The 8,939-nt window shown below is 50.7% G+C and carries 7 protein-coding genes; 2 read left to right on the forward strand and 5 right to left on the reverse strand.

What is annotated here, in order from left to right; all coding sequences use genetic code 11:
• Positions 1-54: 54 nt before the first annotated feature.
• The 5 genes from J3A84_RS13630 to hypB form a co-directional block, all read right to left on the reverse strand.
• Positions 55-1,179 (reverse strand): radical SAM protein, encoded by a 1,125-nt coding sequence (locus tag J3A84_RS13630; RefSeq protein WP_207600595.1) that lies wholly within the window; start codon positions 1,177-1,179, stop codon positions 55-57.
• A 401-nt stretch (positions 1,180-1,580) separates the two neighbouring features.
• Positions 1,581-2,507 (reverse strand): DUF5692 family protein, encoded by a 927-nt coding sequence (locus J3A84_RS13635; RefSeq protein WP_207600596.1) that lies wholly within the window; start codon positions 2,505-2,507, stop codon positions 1,581-1,583.
• A gap of 16 nt (positions 2,508-2,523) precedes the next feature.
• Positions 2,524-2,865, reverse strand: a complete 342-nt coding sequence (locus J3A84_RS13640) for a hydrogenase maturation nickel metallochaperone HypA/HybF (protein WP_207600597.1) — start codon at positions 2,863-2,865, stop codon at positions 2,524-2,526.
• Positions 2,866-2,881: 16 nt separating this feature from the next.
• Positions 2,882-5,656, reverse strand: a complete 2,775-nt coding sequence (locus J3A84_RS13645; RefSeq protein ID WP_242694249.1) for an FAD-dependent oxidoreductase — start codon at positions 5,654-5,656, stop codon at positions 2,882-2,884.
• Complete coding sequence (gene hypB / locus J3A84_RS13650; protein ID WP_207600598.1) at positions 5,649-6,320, reverse strand: hydrogenase nickel incorporation protein HypB; 672 nt, start codon at positions 6,318-6,320, stop codon at positions 5,649-5,651. Before hypB ends, J3A84_RS13645 begins: the two co-directional genes overlap by 8 nt.
• Positions 6,321-6,576: 256 nt before the next feature.
• Between hypB and J3A84_RS13655 the strand changes: the two genes are divergently transcribed.
• Positions 6,577-7,566 (forward strand): helix-turn-helix domain-containing protein, encoded by a 990-nt coding sequence (locus J3A84_RS13655; RefSeq protein ID WP_207600599.1) that lies wholly within the window; start codon positions 6,577-6,579, stop codon positions 7,564-7,566.
• Positions 7,567-7,585: 19 nt separating this feature from the next.
• Positions 7,586-8,782 (forward strand): FAD-dependent oxidoreductase, encoded by a 1,197-nt coding sequence (locus tag J3A84_RS13660; RefSeq protein ID WP_207600600.1) that lies wholly within the window; start codon positions 7,586-7,588, stop codon positions 8,780-8,782.
• Positions 8,783-8,939: the final 157 nt, after the last annotated feature.

An 8,939-nucleotide genomic window follows, 5' to 3' on the forward strand; every position in this document is an offset into this window, starting at 1 on the left:
ATTGTCTTATGAGATCACCTGTTGTATTCTTTTACGGACCTCCCCTCAGAATGATTAGAAAAACAGCTCCCCTGCCTTATAGCCTGCCGGCAGTTCTTCCTCACTTAGAAACTGAAAGCTGTCATCTCTGAGGATCGGCAGAAACGCTTCAAAAGGCGTTCTGGCAAATTCGCTGACATAATCACTGGCACCGAACCACTTGCCTTCCTTGCTGCTGAGATTGAGATTTCTTGCAAACTTCGTATGGTTGGAGCAATCATGTACTGCGATCCCCCATCCTTCTTCATCGGCGATTTTCATGAACTTCAGGGTCAGCTCCCTGCTCCAGATGGGAGAAATGTAGCCGTGCCTGGCGATATACATGTTCTCACCCTCGTAGTTTCCGATGTTGTTCTCATTGAGATGAAGCTCTGCACAGTTGATGAAATCCAGTTTCGTGCCGAGAATCTTGTCCTTCTTCTTCAGAAACGCATCAAAGAACTCCGGTGTCATGGGTGTCTCAATGCCCACATTCCTTATGTACTTCCTGGCGATGCCGATGTTTTCAATGACCTTGTCGGAGCAGTTTGCTGCACCGAGATTGAATCTGATTTCATCCAGACCCGCTTCGCCCAGGGCTTTCAGATTCTCTTCTGTGGCCAGGGTTCCGTTGGTGTAGAGATGCTGATGAATCCCTGCCTCTTTGAACTTTCTGATGACCGGATAATATTTCTCGATTTCCAGAAAAGGTTCCAGATAGACATAGCAGACTCCCGTGGGCTTTCTGTATGTGGAGAGAAGAAGATCCAGATCTTTCTCGTAGAACTTGGTTCCTCCGATTTCCCACATGCCTTCTCCCACAGGCGGAATGTTATCCAGGTCTCCATAATTGTAGCAGAATCTGCACTCGATGTTGCACCGGTTGGTCTTTCGGATGGCGCTGAGACCCGTGCCCAGAAGACAGGATTTACATCCCTTAGGAAACTTCTCATCCTCTCCCACATAGAGGGTTCTTTTCGCAAGATTCTTCAGACCCGGAATGTCTTCCATGAGTCTGTCGTTTCGATCCTCGATGGCTTCCTCGATCTGAGCGAAGGTGGCATATACGATTTCCTGCTGCCGGATCATGAGCTCTTCCTCTTCCGGCAGCATGGCGAAGAATTCAAACCACTGCAGGGCATCTTTCTTTGATATTTTCATCTGGTTTCCTCCAACGACGTACTGAAACCCTATCTCAGCTTCAGTCTGTCTCTTCTTATTCTATAGTTTCATTGCAACAGATCTGGCACTGATGTTTCATTTCAGACAACATGCATTTCATGCTTTCAGCTGCCCTGATTCTTCGTATCGGATCCATTCATGTCTATACGTATTGTAAAGAGTATCCGGGCATATATCAAACTAATTATTTTTTCCTTGTCAATTATCGTGAATTTCGTTATTTTTCGCTGAAGAACCTCTCTTCCATTTGATCTTATTGGAGAGGCCTTTTCCGGCTCTCAATGGGCTCCATATGAATCATTTAGCCAGGAAATTTCCCCTTTACTGGAATCAAAAAGAAGAGACAGGTCATGCAGCTGCACTTCCTGTCCCTTATGTTCTTATAAGCTGTTGGCCAGAACTGTTTTCTGGTAGGAGGCGGTGTGCCCGTAGATCTCCTGGGTGATGGGATTGCTCCTTCTCTTTCTCACTGTGTAGAGCATGTAGGCGAAGACCCCCAGATTGAACACGAAGGATGTGATGCTTAAGGCCATAAGCGCTCCTTCCGTGTAGGTAGGCAGAACCTTGAAATAGGATGCCGCCTGGAAATCAACGGACAGACTGAACATGGCATAGAGGGAGAGAATCTGGGCTCTATGCTGAAGCCACGCCCCTCTTTTAAATACGTATTCTGCAATGATGGCTGCAATGAGGATTCCAAATCCCGCATAGAGAGACCGGGTGGAAATGCAGTTGTACACATAGGCGAAGTTCCAGAGGGTGTAGCCGATGACATACATCCAGGTCATGTCCGGCCAGATCATGTCTCTGGTGCGGTCTCTGGACACTCGGATTCCCACAAATCCTGTGAGGGTCACGATGGTGAGGATGCCTGCCAGAGCATTTAATATATTCCAGGTTCCCCCGAGAACCAGAATGCCGCCTTCATCCACGGTCAGGGTCTTGTAGGTCGCATAGACCTGAAACTCGCGATAGACCGCTTCCGCAATGTTGATGGACAGGATGGCTGCCGGAAAATAGGCAGCGAACTTCTTTTCACCAAGCTTCGTGAATCGGATCAGAAGAAATCCGTAGACCCCGATGAGCGCAGAGACCACCTTCACCCAGCCGAACCAGGTGTTTCCTGTAGGCGAGCCCAGGGGACCGTAGAACACCAGCACCGCCAGGACCACCGGTAGTATGCAAAACAGAGCCACCGACATGACCTTCGATCGTCTTGCGATCTCGTTCAGAAAAAGAAACACACCGATGAATGCGACCAGGGCTGAAAAACCATCCAGACCCATTCCTTCATACAAAAAACCCATTATTATTCCCCCTTTTTCAATAAGCGACGATTTCCTTGATGTTGAACTCCTGCCCGGAGATCAGATGAAATCCATCTGATCCGCAGGATGGACATATTCTTCTCTTCTCCACCACATTGTATTCTTCCTGGCAGACGCGGCATTTCCCCATGGCGGGCAAGGTGATGATTTCCAGTTTCGTGTCTTCATAGTCCGTTTCACTGACTGCCGCAGGATAGCATTCCTCGATGAATCTCGGAATGGCCTGGGACAGCTGACCGATTTCAAGAATGATTTTGTCGACTCTCGTCAGTCTGTTGTCCACCACAAACCGGTCCACCACTCGGATCACCTCATATACGATTCCTAATTCATGCATAGATCCACCTCATCTCCTATCTCGTTTTCACGAAGGGATTCATTCTGTTCAGCGTGATTTTCGCCTTTCTCTTCACGGCATTCTTCAGCACCGCCTTGGGCAGATCATCGATTTCGAATCCCTTGACGTCGTACACCCTTTCCAGACTGATGGCGTCGAATCTGCAGCGCAGGGTACAGGCTCCGCAGCCTACGCAGAGATACGGATCCACCTTGGTGGCGCCGCAGCCCAGGCATCTGGCTGTTTCCTTCTGAATCTGCTCTTCCGTGAGGATACCCCTGAGATCCTTGAAGGTGGTTTTCGAGACCTTTCCATCCACATGGAGAGTTCTCTGCCGCTCTGTGCCGTCATAATCCATGCCCACTTCCAGATTCTTCTTGCTGAGCATGATGTAGGAGTGGTTGTCCCGACCGAAGACCAGGGACTGGCCATGCTGAACATATCGGTGAATGGATACGGCCGCTTCCTTTCCGGCTGCGATGGCATCAATGGCCAGTCTTGGTCCGCTGGCCACGTCTCCGCCCGCAAAAATGTCCGGCTTTGTGGACTGCAGCGTCGTGGGGTCCACCATAATGGTGTTTCTTCCCGTGCGCTTCACATCCTCACCTGCCAGCAGGTTCCCATAGGCGAAGGTCTGTCCCACGGAGAGCAGCACATGGTCGCAGGAGACGTAGAGGGTCTCCTTATCATCAAACTGCGGATTGAACCTTCCTTTGTCATCTATGGTCGATAGGCAGCGCCTAAACTCCACTCCGGTGACCTTTCCGTTCTCATGGTGAATGCGGGTGGGTCCCCAGGAGTTGTTGACGAGAATCTCTTCGGAAAGGGCCTCTTCCACTTCCTCAACGTGAGCCGGCATCTCTTTCCTGCTTTCCAGACAGAAGAGTTCCACTTCACGCACATCCTTCAGTCGAACAGAGCTTCTGGCCACATCGATGGCCACATTTCCGCCCCCGATGACCACCACTTTGCCCTTGACGCCCGTTTCCTGATTCAGATTGGTTTTTTTCAGGAAGTCCACGCCGCTCATGACTTCAGGAGTCTCTTCTCCCGGAATGCCCAGTTTTCTCCCCGATGATGCTCCGATGGCCACGTAGAAAGCGTTGAAGCCACTTCGTCTCAGTTCTTCTATGCTGATGTCTTTGCCCACTTCCACACCGGTCTTGAACTTGACACCCATTTCCCGGATGACGTCGATTTCCGCTTCCAGCACATCCTTTTCCAGTCTGTAGGATGGAATCCCCAGGGTCAGCATCCCCCCGAGCCTTTCTTCCTTCTCGAAGACGGTGATGTCGTATCCGTCCAGGGCCAGATCGTAGGCACAGGTGAGTCCGGAAGGACCCGACCCGATGATGGCGATCTTCTTGTCACTGTAGTCATGCCTCTTCTTTGGAATATATCTCGCATCAGCGTCCATATCCTTCTCCGCGATGAATTTCTTGATGTCATCCACTGCCACCGCTTCATCGAAGTCCCCTCTTGTGCAGTCCTCCTCGCAGAGTCTCGGACAGATGCGTCCGCAGACCGCAGGCAGAGGATTGTGCTTCTTGATGAGCTCCAGTGCTTCGGCGTATTTCCCCTGAGAAGCCAGCTTGATGTATCCCTGTACCGGAATATGGGCCGGACATTTGGTGATGCAGGGCGCCGTTCCGGAATCCATGGCATTCTTGCGGTTGAGACGGTAGTCGCTGTTCCATTTGTCTTCCTTCCATTCGGTGTCTCTTGGCGTCACCGTGGTGATGGTCTCATCGATGGGAGTCTTGGAGCAGAGTTTCTGTCCCAGACGCAGGGCATTGGTGGGACAGACATCGACGCATTCTCCGCAGGCGACGCATTTTTCCTCATCCACCACGGACCGGTAGTTGGACCGGACGATGTCATTGTTCAGATATTCATTGGCCAGCCTCATGGCATAGCAGCCGCAGCCGCAGCAGTTGCAGATGGCATGGGTATGTCCGGGAGAGTCCAGATTCGGCAGGGAATGCATCAGTCCATTGTCTTCCGCTTTACGGATGATGTCATAAGCTTCTTCCCGCGAGATTTCACGGCCTCTGCCGGTCTTGATGTAGTACTCCGCCGCATGGTCCAGCTGAATGCACATGTCTTCCTTCAGATGGCCGCAGCCTTCATGCATGGCTTCGCGGGAAGTTCTGCAGGAGCAGTCCGACACGGAAAACACATGGGCTTCCTCCAGATAGTTGGATATCTCCTCATAGGTGGCTCTTTTGGTGTTTCCGTCTATGGAGCGTTCGATGGGCACCACTCTCATGGGGCCGCCGCCGATGGGCATGATGCCTGCTGCCATGGGTCCCTTTTTGCTGCCGAAATAGTAGAAGGCTTCCGCCACTTCCGGATATTTTTCCACAATTTCCTTGTTGTTGTTGATCATCTCCAGATGTCCCGGAACGAAAATGTCGTGCCAGTACACATCCACGCCATCCACCGTATTCCAGAAGGTGACGCCGGTCCAGGCCAGGTGCTTCAGGGCTTCCTTCACCTTCTCCAGGGGCTGCCCGCAGGAAGCGGCAATCTCCTCTGCACTCTTCTTGTCTCTGAAAGCCACATGCATGGCCACTTCCGCCTGAAAAGGCGTCAGAATCGATGCCAGCGCATAGTATTCCGGACCAAAAGGGATGGCCTCGCGGCTGCTGCCCGCCTTGGTTCTCCCGATCTTATTGGCCAGATCCAGTATTTCCTGTCTGTAGGCTCTGCCGTCCACATCCGCCCAGTTCAGGGCAAAGTTGAACCGCTCCGATTTGTTGAAGTTGGTCTTTTCCATCTTTTTAGCCATTGATTTCTCCTTCCATCTGCTCTCTGATCCATGTTGTCCATTCCTCTATGCCTTCACCGGTCTTTGAGGAGATCGGGAAGATCCTGATATCCGGATTCAGTTCCCTGACACGCGTCGTAAGCACCTCCAGATCAAAATCGAAGTACGGAAGCGTATCGATCTTGCTGATAAGCAGCGCATCCACTTTCGCGAAAATCATCGGGTACTTCAGCGGCTTGTCGTCCCCTTCAGGTACGCTCAGAATTGCGATGTTTTTCATGGCACCTGTGTCATAACCCACCGGGCAGATGAGGTTTCCGATGTTCTCCAGAAACACCAGATCCACATCTTCCACATCCAGTTCGTCCACCCCTGCTCTGGCCATGGTGGCATCGATGTGGCAGAGGCCTCCCGTGTGCATCTGCACCGCTTTGGCTCCGGCATGCTGGACGGTCCTCGCGTCCACATCAGAGTCCACATCCGCTTCAATGACGCCCACCCTCATCTGGTCTTTCAATGCACGGACTGTAGCCACCAGCATGGTGGTCTTTCCGCTGCCAGGTGAAGACATGACATTGATCATGAATGCCTTCTTCTCCCGAAGGGCTGCTCTTGTTTCATCCGCCACCATCTTGTTGTCTTCATGAATATTCTTCCTTATGGAAAACACTTTCAGTTCACTCATAAACTCACCCCTATCCTTATTTCAGGTTGATTATATCAACGGCCTTTCGGTGCTACAATAGCACTCTTTGTCTGAAATTTAACACAATAATTACTTTAGCAAAGTGTGTACAGCTGACTCCAGATTCTTTCATCAGGCCCTCTCAGCGGAAAATGTTAACACCAGGCCAAAGTAAAATAATTTCCATTCATTGTAATAACCAGTCTTGTATGTTAAAATTTTGATTAATACGAATAAAACGAAATGGGGTGGGAAAATGGATCCGAAGAAAAAGTATGAGATCCTCATGGAAGGACAGACCGAGGGAATATCTGACACCTGCCGAAGATACGACATATCCAGGACCCTTTATTACAGGTGGCTCTCCCGCTATAAAGCGTCCGGCATGAAAGGTCTTCAGCCGGGAAGGCAACACCTGACCCCTTCCAACATCACACCCAAGGAAACAGAGGATAAGATCCTTACCCACATCAGAAATCATCCGGAGTACGGACCAAGGGAAATCAGCTATCTGCTGGAGAACCACGGCATAAAGGTCAGTGAATCCTGCGTCTACAACATCATGAGAAGAAACGGGCTTTCCACCAGAGAGAAGCGCATCCGTTCTGCCAGGAAGAAAACCGCGCAGCCTCTTTTCACCCTGCCCCCTCTTCACGAGCTGAAAAGCGGCGAATGTATGCACTTCTTTCTGACGCCCTGTGCCAGCCATGAAAGCTCCGATATGGTCTATGCCTATACGCTCATGGACTATCGAAGCAAGATCGCCTGCACGAGACTATACAGCCAGCTGTCCGCTTCCTGCTTCATGGATCTTCTCACTGCAGCAGCGATCCCTGTGGCCCACAGCCTGAATTTCTGTCCGCGATATCTCTGCTTTCACGATGGTCTGGAGATGAGCGCAAAGAGCAGACAGGGTTTCTCCCTGGATATTCAGGAAATCCTTCAGTCCAGCGGATTCGACATGACCCTGTTCTTTCTGGAAGAAGATCATCCTCTGCAGGAGAACTTTAGAGGGCAGAAGCAGGAATATCAGAGGTCCTGCCTGTCTTCCATGATGCCCCTCTTTCTCTCGGAGGAGCCCCTTGACCGCATCAAGCTCCATCTGCAGCGGGAAATCAGGAACTACAACATCCATCAGAAGTCAGACTATAATGGGCTTCTCCTGTCGCCCACGGAATATCACGCTCATGTGACAGGCGAAAGTCTTATTCTGCCCCTCTGGGCCTATATAGACCGGATCTACTAGAAAGGAAGGTGAAGTTTCAATGCATATTGCCATCATCGGTGGAGGCTTCTCCGGCCTCACAGCAGCCTATCTTCTCGAGAAGCAAGGCATAAAGGTCACGGTTTATGAAAAGCAGTCCATTCTTGGCGGACACTGTCAGACCCTGAAGAAGAAGAGGCTTCCTGTGGAAATGGGCACTGCTTTCTGCTTCAATGAAGAGATCAGGGAGCTCCTTCACACCCTGAATGTACCCTTCACGGAGCGTTTCACCTATCGCCACTTTCTGGATGAAAATCATCAGAAAACCGAACATCTTACCCATAAGGAGGTGCCTCTGCTCCTGGAGGAACTGGAAAGACTGAAGGAAATACTAACCTCCCTCCGGGTACCGGATGAAAGCACGGATTATTTCATGACGAAGGAGCTGATGATTCCTCTGGGAGAATTCCTGCGGAAACATCAGATGAAGTATATCCGATCGGTCATGACGCCCTATCTTTCTTCCTACGGCTTCGGAAACAGCGAAGAAATCATGGCCTATTACGCCTTCAGTATCCTCAATCTCTCCACCATCCACTCCTTCATCCGAGGAGACAAGCTTCTCTTCATCAGTGAGGGCGTATCAGAGATCATCCGAAAACTCGGAGAAGAGATCGGCGACATCCGTTATGGAGCAGAGATCACTGAGATCCTTCCCCATGACAAAAAAGTACGGATCACCACTACCCACGGGGTATCGGAATACGACAAGGTGCTTCTTGCCACCATGGTAAAGCCTGAGATTCTGAAAGACGCCTATCTGAAGACCTTCATGGGCAGACTGGACGTCAACTCCTATGTGAGCTGCGCCTATGAAGTATCTGACAGAAACATCGTCACCACCTACTACAGGTCCAACTTTGATGAGAAGGAGAAAATCCAGTTCTTTCATACATACAAAGAGAAGGATCAGACGGTCCTCGTGGCCTATGCCTATGGTGAGCTTCATGATGGACTGATCCGGAGCATGACAGAAGACATCCGAAAGGCGGGTGTAAAAATCAGGCATCTGATCACAGCCAGGCAGTGGCAGATCTTCCCCCATATCCGTCCGGAGTATCAGAAAGAAGATCTTTACGCGGAGCTGAAAGCCTATCAGAAAACCTCTGATATCCATCTCATCGGTTCACTGGTATCTAAGCCGGCCCTCTCCAGTCTGTACAGCTCCGTGAAGAAGCATGTCCGTGAGACGTTCTGAGTGGTTTAGAACTGCTGCTCCAACGCACTGAAATCAAAACCGCCGGCTTAGCCGGCGGTTTCCACTGACCCTATAAGGGTCTTTCACCAGCTGCACCCGTGAGGGTGCATGAAAGCGGCCGCCAACCGCACTACTTACTCAACTGCTGCTAAAGCAG

It is taken from the genome of Proteiniclasticum aestuarii (assembly GCF_017368455.1).
In the GTDB taxonomy this organism is placed as follows: domain Bacteria; phylum Bacillota; class Clostridia; order Clostridiales; family Clostridiaceae; genus Proteiniclasticum; species Proteiniclasticum aestuarii.

Coding starts and splice junctions, on each gene's coding strand:
- J3A84_RS13655 (WP_207600599.1), top strand. CDS start 6,577: ATGGATCCGAAGAAAAAGTATGAGATCCTCATGGAAGGACAGACCGAG.
- J3A84_RS13645 (WP_242694249.1), bottom strand. CDS start 5,656: ATGGCTAAAAAGATGGAAAAGACCAACTTCAACAAATCGGAGCGGTTC.
- hypB (WP_207600598.1), bottom strand. CDS start 6,320: ATGAGTGAACTGAAAGTGTTTTCCATAAGGAAGAATATTCATGAAGAC.
- J3A84_RS13660 (WP_207600600.1), top strand. CDS start 7,586: ATGCATATTGCCATCATCGGTGGAGGCTTCTCCGGCCTCACAGCAGCC.
- J3A84_RS13630 (WP_207600595.1), bottom strand. CDS start 1,179: ATGAAAATATCAAAGAAAGATGCCCTGCAGTGGTTTGAATTCTTCGCC.
- J3A84_RS13635 (WP_207600596.1), bottom strand. CDS start 2,507: ATGGGTTTTTTGTATGAAGGAATGGGTCTGGATGGTTTTTCAGCCCTG.
- J3A84_RS13640 (WP_207600597.1), bottom strand. CDS start 2,865: ATGCATGAATTAGGAATCGTATATGAGGTGATCCGAGTGGTGGACCGG.